Here is a 12,843-nt window from a genome sequence, read left to right as displayed (position 1 = left end):
CTCCGCAGCCGCAAGTCACCATCCGTGACGACGCTATTGAGGTCAAGATCCAATCAGGTCGCTGTGGGCGTGTCCGTGTCCGATTTGCCCCCCGCGGCGACCTGTTTAGGCGGATCTTGCTTGGCGGCCGACTGCGTGGCGTGGTGATCATGAGAATTCAGGCCGCATGCCACCCAAACTCCGGCAGCCCTCGTGGGAGGCGCTGGCCGCTGATACCCTGAGTGACGTCATAGCTGATTGTCCTGAGGAGGTGGGACCGATTTCCGCCGTATCAGAGTGGGTGTCCTCCTCTCGCGTCCGTCCGGGGTCCGAACCGGCGCGGTGATCGGGGAGGCACCGTTCGGTGTCTCGAAAGGCCTCCCGTGTCACACTGTGCGCCAGCTGGTCGACCTGACTCTCCGCTGGCTTCCATCGTCCGTCGACTGCGAGCCGCCGGCTGCGTGTTCGCCGAGGATGAGGCCGGTCTGCTCATCCAATCCGCGCAGGGCGGCGCTGGTGCCGAGGGCTGTGTTCGTCCCGGAAGCGATACTGATCTTGAGGTGATGGTGGCGCGCCGGGTGGCCGGTGAGCCGTTGGAGCACATCCTCGGTTGGGTTCAGTTTCATGGCCTGCGGGTCTGCGTGGCGCCGGGCGTCTTCGTGCCCCGTCGCCGGACCGAGTTTCTCGTCGACCTCGCCCTGGGTCATGCCCGCGCGTCGGGAGCGGTCGTGGTGGACCTCTGCTGTGGGGCCGGCGCGGTGGGCGCGGCTGTTCTTGCCGCCCGGCCTGATGCGCAGGTTCACGCCGCCGATGTCGATGTCCGCGCGGTCCGGTGCGCGCGGCACAACCTCGCCGGGATGGGCGGCCAGGTGTATGCCGGGGATCTGTACGCCGCGCTGCCCGCCGACCTGCGCGGGCGCGTGCACGTCCTGATCGCCAACGCGCCGTACGTGCCGACCCACGCCCTCGAGCTGATGCCGCCGGAGGCACGCGACCATGAACCTCGCCTCGCCCTCGACGGGGGGCACGACGGCCTCGACGTGCTGCGCCGAGTGATCGCCGGTGCGCCGGACTGGCTAGCCCCCGGCGCCGCCCTGATCGTGGAGGCCGGCGTGCGGCAGACGCCAGCACTGCTCGATGCGGCCACGGGCGTGGGGTTCACCGCCCGCGCCGGCCGGTCCGAGCCGTTGGACGCTACCGCGGTGATCGCGACCTGGAGGTGATCCCCGCCTGGTGGTGATCGCGGCCCTGGCGGCTCGCTCGCCATCCCGTGTTCGCGGCAGGTCTGCCGCGGCGGGTCTGCCGCGGCGCGGTGACGGGCCTCGTCAGCTGGGGGTGGCAGCGCCGGCGGAGCGGGTGGCGCGGGGCGGCATGGGCATGGGCGGGGGGAGCGGGCCGGCGGTGAGTCGGCTGCCGAGCCAGGTGGCGGCGACCGCCGCCGGCCACAGACGGCTGGCGGCGTTGCGGGCCCGGATACCGGCCCAGGTTGCCGGAACCAGCAGGTGGGAGGCTTGCTCGACGCCGCGTTGGCGCGGGTCGGCCAGGCGGCGGTGCCGCGCCTCATAGCGGCGTAGGGCGGCGCGATGGTCGTCGGGGGTGGCGGCCAGCTCCTCGGCGAGAGCGAACGCGCCCGCCATGGCCAGCGACGGGGCGTCCCCGAACAACGACACACAGGACGCCGCGTCCCCGACGAGGGCGATCCGTCCGCTGGACCAGGTCGGCAGCTGCACCCGGCTGACCGCGTCGAAGTAGAGGTCCTCGCTGGCCTGGGCCCGGGCGAGCAGCTCGGGGGTGCGCCAGGCGCCGCGGCTGAACGCACCGGCGAGCAGAAGGCGATGTTGCTCGACGTCCCGATGGTTGAAATCGGGCAGCGTCTCGTGCCGGAACGCGAAGAACGCGATCGGCCCGTCGGCCGACGGCTGCAGCGCGACGACCCGTCCAGGCGTGTTGTGCATCATGACCTCGCGCCCATAGTCGGCTGGCCCCTCGAAGGGCACGGTCGCGAAGTACAGCCCGAGATGCCGGACATGGACCGAGTCCGGACCGAACGCCAGCCGGCGTACCGTCGAATGCAGCCCGTCGGCCCCGACGACGAGGTCGAACCGGCGGGTCCTGCCATGCTCGAACGTGACGTCCACTCCGTGCTCGTCCTGCGCGAGCGCCGCGATGGTGTCCCCGACCACGAACTCCGCGTGCGGGGCGCTCGCGTTCTGCAGGATCGCGGCAAGCGTGCTGCGCGGCACCTCGATGTCGTGCCCGCCGGCCGAACGGGCCAGGGCACGCAGGTTGATCCGACCCGAGCCGCGTCCGTAGCCGTCGACGAACCGCATCCCCGTGACCCCTGTGCCGGTCGCCCGCAGCCGGTCGAGTACACCCATCCGGTTGGCGACCTGCAGGGCCTGGCCGTGCACATCCACCGAACTACCGCTGGTGCGCTGCCACAGCCCCCGCTCGACCACCGTGGGACGGAACCCGTGCCAGGCCAACCAGTACGCGAGCGTCGTCCCGGCGATGCCGGCGCCGGAGACCAGCACCGTCCGGTTGCGCATGGATCCTCCGGGGATGGTCGGGAATCGGGAAAATCAGCGTACGACCGGATACGAATGATGATCTACAATCGGTAGCCTGGTGTGACGAACGTCGGGCCGGTCGAGGCATCGGGCCTGGCAGAGGCCACATCCCGCATCTGGTCCAACGCGGACAACCGCCGCAAAGTGCCCACCCGTCCGCCCGCCTGAGCGCTAGCCCGCCTCTCATCCGCCCGGAGCGGGAGCGCCTGCCGGGTGGCGTGGTGGTCGTCGTCCAGCCGCCGCCGCTCGGTCTCCGCGTGGGTGCGAACGGGGTCTGTACGCACTCAGAGTCACGTTCTGCGCCGGCAGACATGGGCGCAAGATCCTAAGAGGTCGCTATGGGGGCATCCGAGCCCGATTTGCCCCCCACGGCGACCTGTTTGGCGGGATCTTGCTCCATGACTCGCTGCGAGCTGTGACGATCATGGGCTGGCGGCTGGCGGCTGGCGGCTGGCGGCTGGCGGCTGGCGGCTGGCGGCAGGGGGTTAAGGGGCAGGGGGCACTACGGTCGTGGTGGGGTGATGGCTTGAGTCGGAGTTTGGTGTGGCGGGTGGGGCGGCGAAACGGTCGAGCGTGGCGCGCAGGTGGGTGCCGAGGCTGGCGCTGCCGGTGTGGCCGGAGTCGGTCACGCCGATGAGCGTGGCGTCCGGCCAGGCGCGGGCGAGTTCCCAGGCGACCCGGTAGGGGCCGCCCAGGTCGTGCCGGCCGTGGATCAGCACGCCTGGGATGCCGGCGAGGCGCCCCGCGTCCCGGAGCAGGACGCCCTCGTCCAGCCAGGCACCGTGGCTGAAGTAGTGGGAGCAGATCCGGGCCAGGGCGAGGCGGGCCCGCGGCGGCCGGCTTCCGTAGGCGCCGGGCTGGCCGTTCGACTCCAGGGAGATGACCGCGTCCTCCCACGTGCACCAGGCCTCGGCCGCCGCGGCACGTTCGGCCGGATCGCGGTCACTCAGCCAGCGTGCGTAACCGGCGACGAGGTCACCGCCGCGGCCAGCAAGTCCGTCTTCGCCTCTGGATGGGTCGGCTCGGGACAGGCTGGTGCGGTGGATGGTCGGCAGCGCGTCGCGGAAACGTGCCCATTCGGCTGGGAAGAAGCGGGCGACGCCGCCGTAGAGCCAGTCGACATCGATCCGGCGCGTCATGGTCACCGAGACCAGGACGATGCCGGTGACCTGGGACGGATGGCGTTGCGCATAGGCGAGCGCGAGGGTTGATCCCCAGGACGAGCCGTACAGCAGCCACGAGGGGACGCCGAGATGCCGGCGCAGCCGTTCCATGTCCGCCAACAGATGCGCGGTGGTGTTGTGCGTCAGGTCGGTGTCGTGCTCGCCGGCATGCGGGAGGCTGCGTCCACAGCCGCGCTGGTCGAACAGGATGATGCGGTAGCGGTCGGGGTCGAACCAGCGGCGGGCGCCGATGGAACAGCCGGAGCCGGGCCCGCCGTGGACGACGAGTGCCGGCCGTCCGGCCGGGTTTCCGCACGTCTCCCAGTAGATGTGGTTGCCGTTGCCGACCTCGAGCATCCCGACGTCATATGGCTCGATCGGCGGGTACTGGGCGGTCACGGCTGTCGTCCGTTCATCGGCGCAGTGTCCCAGCGGGGCGCCGCGATGGCGGCGAGATGTGATGGCTGGCAGTCGCGATGCCGGGGAGTCGCGATGGCGGCGAGTGCCGGGGGCGGCTCCGCGGTTCCGCGGAACCGCGGCGGGCGGCTCCGCGTGCGCCTGGGGCTGGTGCGGGTCGGGCATGGGGTCGGTCATCCCTTTCCCCGACGAGGACGCGCCACTGTTCGATGACATGGTCGCGCGCTGGGAGGTGCTCGCGGCCTGATGCGTCCGGGGCCGGCGGGCAGCCATCATGCGCCCGCCGGATCCCGCCGGATCCCGCCGGGTGGGCACCCGGCGGGGGGCTGGCGACCGCCGTCAGGGGAGGACGAGGACGCGACCCAGATTGGAGCGGGCTTCGAGCAGCCGGTGGGCCTCGACCGCCTTGTCGAGCGGCAGGCGGGCGTGGACGGTGGTGCGCAGCCGGCCGTCGGCCGAGTAGGCGGTGATCTCCTCGATTTCCCGGCGGGCGGCGTCCGGCCGGGCGGAGCGCCAGGCGAGCAGGGAGAAGCCGGTCACCGAGCGCAGGGCGAACAGGCTCGTCACCGGGACCGGGCGGAAATCGCCGGCGGCAACCCCGAACGTCACTACCCGGCCGAACGGGGCGAGCAGGTCCAGGCTCTGCAGCAGGGTCTGCCCGCCGACCGAGTCGAGCACGACGTCGACCCCGGCGGGCACGGCGGCGCGCACCTGGTCGGGCCAGTCTGCCTCGGTGTAGTCGACGGCGACGTCGGCGCCGAGGGAACGGGCGAAGTCGAGCTTGGCGGCGGAGCCCGCGGTGGCGACCACCGTGCCCGCGCCGAGCAGCTTCGCGAGCTGCACGGCCAGATGCCCGATCCCGCCGGCCGCCGCGTGGACGAGCACGGTCTCGCCGGGCGCGAGCTGCCCCGCGCGCAGGGCCCGCAGCGCCACCGGGCCGCCCATCGGCAGCATGCTGGCGGCGCCGTCGTCGAGCCCGTCCGGGACGGGGGCCAGCCAGGCGGCGTCGGCGACGATCCAGTCGGCGAACGCGTCCTCGACGAGCGTGGCGACCCGGGTGCCGAGCAACGCGGCGTCCACCTGCGGGCCAAGGGCGTCCACTGTGCCCACGACGTCGCCGGTGATCGTGCCGGGCAGTGGCCGGACGAAGATCGAACTGGACGCCGGGCCGCGGCGCAGGCGGGTGTCGACGAAGTTCGCGCCGATCACCTCCGCGCGGATGCGTACCTGGTGGGGACCGGGCTCGGGCACGTCGACGTCGTCGATCGTGAGAACCTCGGGCCCGCCGTACTCGTGATAGCGAACGTTGCGCATGTCGCTCTCCGGGTAGTGTCGCGAGAACTGGACTGTCGGTCAGGTTGAACTGTACTGGACCGTCGGTCCACTTGTCTGGCGGGGTGAGAGGTTGGCGGAGTGAGAGGGATGGAACGCCCGCGGGCGCAGCGTGCCGATGCTGTGCGCAACCAGCGCGCGATCCTGCTCGCGACGGAGGATCTGCTGACCCGGCTGGGTCCGGACCAGATCTCGATCGAGCGGATCGCCGCCGCGGCCGGGGTCGGCAAGGGCACGGTGTTTCACCGCTTCGGCAGCCGGACCGGCCTGTTCGTCGCGCTCATGCAGGAGCGGGCGTTCGCCGTGGAGGAGGCCGTGCGGGGCGGTCCGCCGCCGCTCGGCCCCGGTGCGCCGCCGCGGGACCGGCTACTGGCGTTCCTCGCGGCCATCGTGGCGGTGGTCGGGCGCAACAAGGGCCTGGTGACGGCCCTCGGCCTCGCCATCACTTCGACGTCCACCCCGGCGCCAGCCGTCGACGCGAACGGAGCCGGCAGCGCGGCCGGGGCCCGAGGCGCGGACGAGGGCGGCGGCGCGGACGAGGGCGGCGGCGCGGACGAGGTGCCGAACTGCGCTGCCGACCCGGCGGACGGGCATCCCGTCTATCGGTTCTGGCATGGCCATGCCAGCTCGCTCATCGCGCAGGCGCGGCCCGATCTGGACGCGGATCTTCTCGCGCATGTCCTGCTCGGCGCGCTGCACAGCGAGCCGATTCTGCGGCTGCTTCAGCTGGGCGAGCAGGATCGGCTCGCCGCCGCCCTGTGCACCATGGCCGCCGGCGCGCTCGACGCCGGCGCTCAGCCGCCGCCCGCCTGATCCGCCTGATCGTCCCCACTGCCTGGCGCCGTGGGGCTGGGCGCGGTGGGTCGAAGGCCGTCGAACATCACGTCGAGAAGGTGGTCCCGCCGCTCGGCGAGTGGGCCACGCTCGGTCAGGGATGCCACGGCGGTGGCCAGCACGAACACATCGATGCCGGTGACGTCGGGACGGACCGAGCCGTCGGCCTGGGCTCGGGCCAGCAGCCGCGCGCCCGTCGAGTGCAGGGCGGTGCACGACGACGCCAGCGCCGACTCGGGATCGTTCAGGATCGCCACCAGCGATGCCGAGAGGCCCTGGTAGGTGCCGGCGCCGATGGCCAGTTCCCGCAGCCACGCGGCCAGCGCCGTCGCGGGCGGATGGGTGGCGGCGAGGTCGTCGGCGAGCCGGACGAGTCGGTCGAACCCCTGCCGCATCAGCGCTGCCAGTAATGCCTCGCGGGTCGGGAAGTGCCGGTAGAGAGTGCCGAGCCCGACCTCGGCCCGCCGGGCGACATCGCGTAGGGACGCCTGCACGCCCTGCTCGGTGATCACCGTTCGTGCCGTGGCCAGGATGTGGTCGTAGTTGCGGCGCGCATCGGCGCGCTGGTCGCGGGCGGCGGGCTGACTCGGCGTGGCAAACACCTCCTTGCCTCGGAGCGGCGCGGCACTATATGGAGCAGTGCTCCAGCTATGATCTGGAGCGGCGTTCCATTTGGAGTCTCTCCTCTGGAGCGCTGCCGCGCACGCTATCCCGCGCTACCGACAACCTTCGCGAGGTGACCGAAAGCCATGCAGTCCATTCGCGCTCATCGCACCGGCCCGCCCTCCGTCCTGCACCTGGAGGAGGTGGATCGCCCGGAGCCCGCCGCGGGCGAGGTGCTCGTCCAGGTGCAGGCCGCCGCCCTCAACCCGCCAGACTGGTACGCCCGCGGTGGCTACCAGCAGATTCCCGAGGGGCTGCGACCCCCGGTACCCCTTCCCTACACACCGGGTACCGATGTGTCCGGGGTCGTCGTGGGCATCGGTCCCGGCGTCACCGGGTGGGAGGAGGGCGACGAGGTACTCGGCCTGCTGCGCTTTCCGCGCGGCGGTACCGGCAGCGCCCGGGGGTACGCGCAGTTCACCACCGCGCCGGTGGAGGACCTGGCCCGCAAGCCGTCACATATCGATCACATCCACGCGGCGGCGATCCCGATGGCCGGCCTCACCGCCTGGCAGTACCTCACCGAATACGCACCGATCGAGTCCGGACAGACCGTGTTGGTCAACGGCGCCGCCGGCGGTGTCGGGCACTTCCTCGTCCAGCTCGCCCGCCGCGCCGGCGCGCGGGTCGTGGCGGTCGCCTCCACGGCGCACGCGGATTTCCTGCGCGGGCTCGGCGTCGACGAGTACATCGACTACACGACCACCCACGTCGCCGACGCGGTGAAGGACGTCGACCACGTGTTTGACACGGTGGGGGGGCCCAACGGGCATCTGCTCATCCCGGCGATCCGCGATGGCGGCGTGATCAGCCCGGTGTTCTTCGGCGACTACGGCGAGGACGAACTCGTCCGCCGGCAAATCCGGCATCTTGGCGGCCAGGTGCGCTCCAACGGGAATCAACTTGCCGACCTGGTCAAACTGGTCGCCTCGGGGGACGTCCGGGTCGCCGTCGACGAGGTCTACCCGCTCGCCCAGGCCGAGCAGGCGCACGAACGGGCCGAACGGGGCCACATCCAGGGCAAGCTCGTCCTGGAGGTCACTCACTGACGAGACGCAGGCCCCTGGGGCGGTGGCCGGGGCGTGGCCGGCGCCGATGGCGCTCAGCCGCCCGCGACGGCCTTTGTCATGGCGGGCAGTTCGGCCCGTGCCTGGGCGAGGGCCAGCGGGTCGAGGTAGTCGCGGTACGAGTGGATCTCGCCGTCGCGCACCCGGAAGACGGCGATCACCCGCTGCCGATAGGGCCTGCCGGTGGTGGTCACCCGGCCCAGCGCCTGGTACTCGGCGATGGCAACCTCCGGGTCGGTCGTCTCGTGGACGACCAGGTCGGTGTAGGCGTCCCAACGGATCGGGGCCCTACCTGCCGCACGCAGGTAGGTGCGGATGTCCTCGCGGCCGCGCAGGTGGCCCGGCACTCCGGGCGGGTGGTACGGCCACTCGACCAGCACGTCCGGTGCCATGAGGGCGAGCAGGGCCTCGAAGTCCATCTCCTGGCTGGCCTGGAGGGCGCGCGCGACAACGTCAGGGGTGCTGGCAGCCATACGTTCGCTCCTTCGTTCAACGCTTGTTGATTGAACGAGCGTAGAACGAGCTGGACGGTCGGTCAACGTCCGTAGGATGAGACGGTGGTCGACTCGGATCCGCCCGCTGTCTCGCGAGGCGCCGCTGACCCTGCGAAGCCCCCCGGCCCGGCGGCTGACGCTGTCGTTTCGGGGGGCGCCGCCGCGCGCGGGACCAGGGCCCAGCAGCGGGCGAACACCGAGGGGCGCATCCTGGCGGCGGCCCGGGAACTGTTCGCCGAGCAGGGTTACGAGCGCACCACGATCCGCGCGGTGGCGGCGCGAGCAGGCGTCGACGCCGGGCTTGTCATGCACTACTTCCACTCGAAGGATGAGCTGTTCACGACCGCGGCGAAGCTCCCCCCGGACGAGCTGCCCACCGGCGGCACTCCCGCAGACGTGGCGCAGGCGCTGCTCGCCTCGCTCGGCCGGCGGCTGGTGGCCGAGCCGGTGGCCTCCCTGGCGGTGCTGCGGTCGATGTTCACCCACTCCGAAGCGGCCGAGGGGTTCCGCGCCGCGGGACGAGAGCGGGTCAGCCAGATCGGCGCGGCGATCCCGGCGCGGGACGCGGAGCTGCGGGCCGGCCTGCTCAGCGCGATCACCCATGGCGTGGTCACCGAGCGGTACCTGCTGCGCACGAGTCTGCTCGCCGAGGCGGAGCCGGAGGAGATCATCGATCTGCTCCGACCATGCTTCGAGGCTTTGGTCGGATCGCCGGACGTTCGTGCCCGGGACGCACCGGACGCACCGGATGCCGGTCGTATCCCGGGGAGGTCGGAAACCGTGAGCGTGCGGGAGCCCGGGGATCCTACGGACGTTTCCGATGCCCGGAGGCGGACACGACCGTCGGCCCCCGGCTGATGGCTGTCTCGTCGCACAGTGCCGGGCCGAGGTCAGGGGCGGGTCAGGGCCGGGGTCAGGATGGGCGGGGATGATCAGGCACGCGGCGGGGCGGTCACTCGGCTGGCGAGGTGAAGTAGTGGGCCTCGGCCAGATCCTCCAGGAGCCCCGGGTGGGTCGGCTTCCAGCTCAGCAGGTGCCGGGTCAGGTCGCTGGCGGTCGGGTTGTCGAACTGGACGAGCGGCCCAAGGAAGCTGAAGTGGGCGTCGGCCTCGGCGGACGAGACGCTGGCCACCGGCAGGTTCAGCCCGCGCCCGATCGCGGCGGCGATCTCCCGGAAGGGCACGCCCTCGTCGCCGACGCCGTGCAACCGTGTCCCGGCCGGGGCCGACTCCAGGGCCAGCCGGTACAGGTGGGCGGCATCCAGGGTGTGGACCGCGGGCCAGCGGTTCGACCCCTCGCCGACGTGGCCGGCGGCGCCCCGCTCGCGGGCTATGCGGATCAGTGTCGGGATGAAGCCGCTCGCATCGAGTGAACTGTGCACGGTCGGTGGGAGCCGGACGACCGACGAGCGAACCCCACGCTCGGCGAGCGCGACCACGGCGTTCTCCACATCGGCCCGACCACCGGCAGCCACGTCACTCTCCGTGCCAGGCCGATCAAGGCCGGCTGCGACCAGCAGCAGCGTGCCCGACGTGCTCACCAGCGGCTTGTCGGTGCCAGCGAGCGCCGTGCCGATCGCCTCGTGCGCACGCACGTCGGCGGCGACGGCATCCTCGGGGCGCCCGGCGAACATCGCCTCGTGCTTGAACGCCAGATGGATGACGCCGTCGGCGTCGGCCGCGGCCTGCGCCAGACCGTCCAGATCGTCGAGATGACCGCGGCGGACCTCGGCCCCGGCGGCCGCGACCGCCGCGGCCGACTCGTCCGAACGGGCGAGGCCGAGGACCTGGTGGCCGGCCGCGAGCAGCTCGGGGACGACCGCGGAACCGATGTGCCCGGATGCCCCGGTGACGAACACGCGCATGAGTGAACCTCGCTGATGGTCGGATGTGGCCGTCAAGTGTGGCCGTGATGTCAGGTGCTGACATCAGCCTAGCGCGTGATGGCAGTGACTGACATCGGCGAGATCGCGCCTGCGGTTACGCTCGAGGAATGGGTCGTTGGGAGCCGGGCGCGCGCGACCGCTTGGCGCTGGCAGCGATGGAGCTGTACGGCGAGCGCGGCTACCAGTGCGCGTCGGTCGCGGAGATCGCCCGGCGGGCCGGGCTTACCGAGCGGACGTTCTTCCGGCACTTCACCGACAAGGCCGAAGTGCTGTTCGCCGGCACGCATCTGCTGGAGGAGACCCTCGTCGCCAGCGTCCGCGCCGCACCCGGGGAGCTGGGACCGATCGGCGCGGTCGTGCACGCGCTGAACCTGGTCGCTGTCGAGGTCTTCGAGCAGCGCCGCGACTTCGCCTGCCAACGGCAGGGCATCATCGTCGCCAACCCCGAACTGCGGCAGCGTGAGCTGGCCAAGATGGCGACGCTGGCGACGTCCGTCGCGCGGGCACTGCGGGACCGCGGTGCCCGGGAGCCGGCGGCGAGCCTGGCCGCCGAGGCGGGTATCGCCATCTTCCGGGTCGCCTTCGGCCGCTGGATTGACGACGCGGACGGCCGAAGTCTGGCCGCGTTCGTCCGGGAGACGGCCGACGAGCTGGCAAGGCTGACCGCGCTGCCCTGACCGCGCTGCTTTACGGATCGTGACGGCGCCGACCCGGTGTGGTGCTGGTTGTGGCGCGCAGACCGTCGATCAGCAGGTCGAGCTCGTGGGAGAACTCGGTACGGCACCCGGCGCTGACCAGCGCCGGCAGGGCCCGGTGCAGGCTGGGCAGGGCCTCGGCGGTGACGGTGCGGGTGAACCAGGCGGTGACCGGCTCGTCGCGCTCGTCCGTAGCCAGGGCAGGGTCGGTCGAGTCGACGAGAACGGAGCCGAAGACGAGCCCCAGCAACCCCCGGTAGCGGCGCACGGCGTCCTCGGGCGACAGTCCCGCATCCAGCAGCGCGCCGAGCATGGCGTCGAGCACCCGCAACGAGCCGAACGAGCGGGGATTGGCCTGTTCCGCCACGAGCGCGCGGACGACGACGGGATGCGCACCCAGCGCCGCGTGGGCTCCGGCGGTGAGCAGGCGCAGGCGGTCGTCCCACGGCAGCGCCGGATCGGGCAGCGGGATGGACTCGAAGACCCGGCTGGCCAGGCCGTCGAGCAGATCGCCCTTGCTGGCGACGTGGTTGTACAGCGACATCGCCTCGACCCCGAGCCGGGTCGCCAACCGGCGCATCGACAACCCCGCGAGACCCTCGGAATCGGCGAGCTCGAGCGCGGCGTCCAGCACCCGGTCGCGCGAGAGCGCCTGTGCCCGCCGCGGTCCCACGAAGGCCTCCTCTCGACCCGGCCCCGCGCGGGGTGTAGGCCCGGGAGCGGCTCTCCCGAGGGCGTCCCGTCACGCGCGACGCGGGGATTCTCGGCCCGGGTCTGCGGACAACTCTAGGCAACTCCGGCCGACCGCAGGTGACTCCGGATGTCAGGGGCGACCCCACAGCGATCCACCGGTGTTACTTACGTCGTAAGCTTACGCCGTAAGTAACACCTGAGACGAGGAATCAGATGGACGTCGACACGTTGCTGACCACCACGCGATCCGTGCGCCGCAAGTTCGACCTGGACCATCCCGTGGACATCGCGGTCGTCCGGGACTGCCTGCGGATAGCGCTGCAGGCACCGGGCGCCGGCGCGCTGGCGCCTGGTATCCGCTTCCTGGTCATCGAGGACCCCGGGACCCGGGCGGCCCTCGCCCCGCATGTCCGCGAGCCCGCTCGCGCCTCGCACGCCCAGTACGGGCATCTGGTCAGCCCAGCCACCCTCGCGTCCAGCCGGCACCTGCTCGATGTGCTCGACCGGGTGCCGGTTCTCGTCCTGGTGGCCATGCTCGGACGCCCCGATGGGTCGCCGTCGTTCGCGAACGCCTTCTACGGCTCGGTGTATCCGGCGATCTGGAGCTTCCAGCTCGCCCTGCGCAGCCGGGGTCTCGGCACCGCGATCACCTGCTACCACATCGCCGGCCGTGAGGGTGAGGTCGCAGCGCTGCTCGGCATCCCGGACGACGTCACGCAGGTGACCCTGCTGCCGGTCGCCCACCTGACCACGAACGAGTTCCGCCCGGCCGCGCGGCCCGAGGTGCAGAGCGTGACGTACTACGAGCGGTGGGGACGCACCGCCGCCGAGACGGAGCACCTGTCGGTCGGCTGAGCGGTCGCCACATCCGCGGCGGCCAGCATGGCGGTGGCCGGATCGGCCGCGGACCGGCCGGTCGCCGCCAGATGGGCCGCGGACCCGCCCGCGTGTCAGGGCCGGGTGAAGGTCACGTGGGTCACCAGATTTGCGCCGTGGATGCCCCGGTCTTCAGGCCGGGGAGGAAACGGCGCCTCACGCTGGAACACATACG

Annotated in this window: 13 protein-coding genes; 6 read left to right on the top strand and 7 right to left on the bottom strand. The window is 72.0% G+C overall.

Annotated features, from left to right (window positions below):
* Nucleotides 1-362 precede the first annotated feature (362 nt).
* Nucleotides 363-1,202, top strand: coding sequence for a putative protein N(5)-glutamine methyltransferase (locus MXD95_RS27250; protein ID WP_308301595.1), 840 nt, complete (start codon nt 363-365; stop codon nt 1,200-1,202).
* A 102-nt stretch (nt 1,203-1,304) separates the two neighbouring features.
* On the opposite strand, the gene MXD95_RS27245 is transcribed toward MXD95_RS27250, so the two are convergent.
* From MXD95_RS27245 to MXD95_RS27235, 3 genes are all read right to left on the bottom strand, one after another.
* Entirely contained in the window at nt 1,305-2,528 is a 1,224-nt protein-coding gene (locus MXD95_RS27245; protein ID WP_250643603.1) for an FAD-dependent monooxygenase, read from the bottom strand.
* Nucleotides 2,529-3,034: 506 nt separating this feature from the next.
* Nucleotides 3,035-4,111, bottom strand: coding sequence for a prolyl aminopeptidase (gene pip, locus MXD95_RS27240; RefSeq protein WP_250643602.1), 1,077 nt, complete (start codon nt 4,109-4,111; stop codon nt 3,035-3,037).
* A gap of 357 nt (nt 4,112-4,468) precedes the next feature.
* Complete coding sequence (locus MXD95_RS27235; protein ID WP_250643601.1) at nt 4,469-5,443, bottom strand: quinone oxidoreductase family protein; 975 nt, start codon at nt 5,441-5,443, stop codon at nt 4,469-4,471.
* A gap of 108 nt (nt 5,444-5,551) precedes the next feature.
* On the opposite strand from MXD95_RS27235, the gene MXD95_RS27230 reads away from it, so the two are divergent.
* Nucleotides 5,552-6,274, top strand: coding sequence for a TetR/AcrR family transcriptional regulator (locus MXD95_RS27230; RefSeq protein ID WP_250643629.1), 723 nt, complete (start codon nt 5,552-5,554; stop codon nt 6,272-6,274).
* Here the strand turns inward: MXD95_RS27230 and MXD95_RS27225 are convergent.
* Nucleotides 6,256-6,897, bottom strand: a complete 642-nt coding sequence (locus MXD95_RS27225) for a TetR/AcrR family transcriptional regulator (RefSeq protein ID WP_250643600.1) — start codon at nt 6,895-6,897, stop codon at nt 6,256-6,258. The two genes, MXD95_RS27230 and MXD95_RS27225, sit on opposite strands and share 19 nt — an antisense overlap.
* Nucleotides 6,898-7,044: 147 nt before the next feature.
* Between MXD95_RS27225 and MXD95_RS27220 the strand changes: the two genes are divergently transcribed.
* Nucleotides 7,045-8,007, top strand: coding sequence for an NADP-dependent oxidoreductase (locus MXD95_RS27220; protein WP_250643599.1), 963 nt, complete (start codon nt 7,045-7,047; stop codon nt 8,005-8,007).
* Between the two features lie 53 nt (nt 8,008-8,060).
* Here MXD95_RS27220 and MXD95_RS27215 read toward each other — a convergent pair whose 3' ends face one another.
* A complete protein-coding gene (locus MXD95_RS27215) occupies nt 8,061-8,498 on the bottom strand; it encodes a nuclear transport factor 2 family protein (protein ID WP_250643598.1) in 438 nt (145 codons plus the stop codon).
* A gap of 84 nt (nt 8,499-8,582) precedes the next feature.
* Here MXD95_RS27215 and MXD95_RS27210 point away from each other — a divergent pair, with 84 nt between their 5' ends.
* Complete coding sequence (locus MXD95_RS27210) at nt 8,583-9,377, top strand: TetR/AcrR family transcriptional regulator (RefSeq protein ID WP_250643597.1); 795 nt, start codon at nt 8,583-8,585, stop codon at nt 9,375-9,377.
* A gap of 94 nt (nt 9,378-9,471) precedes the next feature.
* Here the strand turns inward: MXD95_RS27210 and MXD95_RS27205 are convergent, their stop codons facing one another.
* On the bottom strand, nt 9,472-10,383 hold the full coding sequence (locus MXD95_RS27205) for an SDR family oxidoreductase (protein WP_250643596.1): 912 nt from the start codon (nt 10,381-10,383) through the stop codon (nt 9,472-9,474).
* A gap of 128 nt (nt 10,384-10,511) precedes the next feature.
* Here MXD95_RS27205 and MXD95_RS27200 point away from each other — a divergent pair, with 128 nt between their 5' ends.
* Complete coding sequence (locus MXD95_RS27200) at nt 10,512-11,081, top strand: TetR/AcrR family transcriptional regulator (protein ID WP_250643595.1); 570 nt, start codon at nt 10,512-10,514, stop codon at nt 11,079-11,081.
* Nucleotides 11,082-11,091: 10 nt separating this feature from the next.
* Here MXD95_RS27200 and MXD95_RS27195 read toward each other — a convergent pair whose 3' ends face one another.
* Nucleotides 11,092-11,772, bottom strand: a complete 681-nt coding sequence (locus MXD95_RS27195) for a TetR family transcriptional regulator (protein ID WP_250643594.1) — start codon at nt 11,770-11,772, stop codon at nt 11,092-11,094.
* A 233-nt stretch (nt 11,773-12,005) separates the two neighbouring features.
* Between MXD95_RS27195 and MXD95_RS27190 the strand changes: the two genes are divergently transcribed.
* Nucleotides 12,006-12,647 (top strand): nitroreductase family protein, encoded by a 642-nt coding sequence (locus tag MXD95_RS27190; protein ID WP_250643593.1) that lies wholly within the window; start codon nt 12,006-12,008, stop codon nt 12,645-12,647.
* Nucleotides 12,648-12,843: the final 196 nt, after the last annotated feature.

Origin of the sequence: Frankia sp. AiPa1 (genome assembly GCF_023243075.1) — a bacterium.
Lineage (GTDB): Bacteria > Actinomycetota > Actinomycetes > Frankiales > Frankiaceae > Frankia.
The sequence above is the reverse complement of the archived record's forward strand: the minus strand, read 5'-3'. Positions and strand labels throughout refer to the sequence as shown.

Coding starts and splice junctions, on each gene's coding strand:
- MXD95_RS27215 (WP_250643598.1), bottom strand. CDS start 8,498: ATGGCTGCCAGCACCCCTGACGTTGTCGCGCGCGCCCTCCAGGCCAGC.
- MXD95_RS27200 (WP_250643595.1), top strand. CDS start 10,512: ATGGGTCGTTGGGAGCCGGGCGCGCGCGACCGCTTGGCGCTGGCAGCG.
- MXD95_RS27230 (WP_250643629.1), top strand. CDS start 5,552: ATGGAACGCCCGCGGGCGCAGCGTGCCGATGCTGTGCGCAACCAGCGC.
- MXD95_RS27245 (WP_250643603.1), bottom strand. CDS start 2,528: ATGCGCAACCGGACGGTGCTGGTCTCCGGCGCCGGCATCGCCGGGACG.
- MXD95_RS27235 (WP_250643601.1), bottom strand. CDS start 5,443: ATGCGCAACGTTCGCTATCACGAGTACGGCGGGCCCGAGGTTCTCACG.
- MXD95_RS27190 (WP_250643593.1), top strand. CDS start 12,006: ATGGACGTCGACACGTTGCTGACCACCACGCGATCCGTGCGCCGCAAG.
- MXD95_RS27205 (WP_250643596.1), bottom strand. CDS start 10,383: ATGCGCGTGTTCGTCACCGGGGCATCCGGGCACATCGGTTCCGCGGTC.
- MXD95_RS27220 (WP_250643599.1), top strand. CDS start 7,045: ATGCAGTCCATTCGCGCTCATCGCACCGGCCCGCCCTCCGTCCTGCAC.